The organism is Pseudomonas sp. K5002, assembly GCF_013386655.1.
Taxonomy (GTDB): Bacteria; Pseudomonadota; Gammaproteobacteria; order Pseudomonadales; family Pseudomonadaceae; genus Aquipseudomonas.
This window is the reverse complement of record NZ_JACARK010001617.1, coordinates 1-1036: the sequence shown is the minus strand read 5'-3', so window position 1 is coordinate 1036 and position 1036 is coordinate 1. Positions and strand designations below refer to the sequence as shown.

Sequence of the window (1036 nt, the reverse complement as noted above, 5' to 3'; positions counted from 1 at the left end):
GGCAGCGCCACCAACGACGGCGGCGCCGGGGCGATGCTAGCCCTGGGTGTGCAGTTGTTTGATGCCGAGGGAGCAGCGCTGCCCCTTGGCGGCCTGGCGCTGGGCAAGCTGTCGCGCATCAGCCTTGAGCAACTGGACCCCCGCCTGAACGAAGTGCGCTTCGAAATCGCCGCCGACGTGAACAACCCTTTATGCGGTCCTCACGGGGCCTCGGCGATTTTTGGCCCGCAAAAGGGCGCCACTCCCCAGCAAGTCGAGCAACTGGATGCGGCCCTCGGCCATTTTGCCGATCACTGCGCCAGGGTATTGCCCAAAGACGTACGCGACGAACCCGGCAGCGGCGCCGCCGGTGGCTTGGGTTTCGCCGCCAAGGCGTTCCTTGGCGCGCAGTTTCGCGCGGGTGTTGAAGTGGTCGCAGAGCTTGTTGGGCTTGAGCAAGCCGTGCGTGGCGCCGACCTGGTGATCACCGGCGAAGGCAGGTTTGATGCCCAGACCCTGCGCGGCAAGACCCCGTTTGGCGTGGCGCGGATCGCCAGGCAGCACAACGTGCCGGTGATCGTGATCGCCGGCACCCTGGGGGATGGCTACGAGCAAATGTACGCCCACGGTGTGGATGCCGCGTTCGCCTTGCCGTCCGGCCCGACTACCCTGGAACAGGCCTGCAGCGACGCACCGCGCCTGTTGCGCGAGCGCGCCTCGGACATTGCCCGGGTTTGGCGTGTGGCCGCCCTGGCGGTCTAAGCCTCAAAGCCCTGCGCCAGTCGGTCGATCCACTGGCGCTGAAACCCCAGCAGTACGTCCTTGGGCTGCTGCAACTGGACAAACTCCAGCATCGGGTCTTCCACCGCCGTGCGCACGCCGGCCAACTCCTCCAGCGCCGCCAGCCCGCAAAACGGCACATAGGCTTCGCTGTAACCACCTTCATGCACCAGCACCAGGCGCCCTTGGCACAGGCGCTCGGCGGCTTGGCGTACTGTACGGGTCATCAGGCGGAACGACTCGCTGTGCAGCAGCATGCGCGCCAGCGGGTCCACGG

General features: G+C 66.9%; 1 protein-coding gene and 1 pseudogene. One reads left to right on the top strand and one right to left on the bottom strand.

Annotation, left to right across the window (positions count from 1 at the left end):
• Window positions 1-741: glycerate kinase (locus tag HX846_RS38300; RefSeq protein ID WP_178967590.1), on the top strand; the 741-nt coding region annotated here is incomplete at its 5' end.
• Here the strand turns inward: HX846_RS38300 and HX846_RS38295 are convergent.
• Window positions 738-1036: pseudogene (locus HX846_RS38295) on the bottom strand (class II histone deacetylase); the annotation flags it as partial. The gene HX846_RS38300 and the pseudogene HX846_RS38295 sit on opposite strands and share 4 nt — an antisense overlap.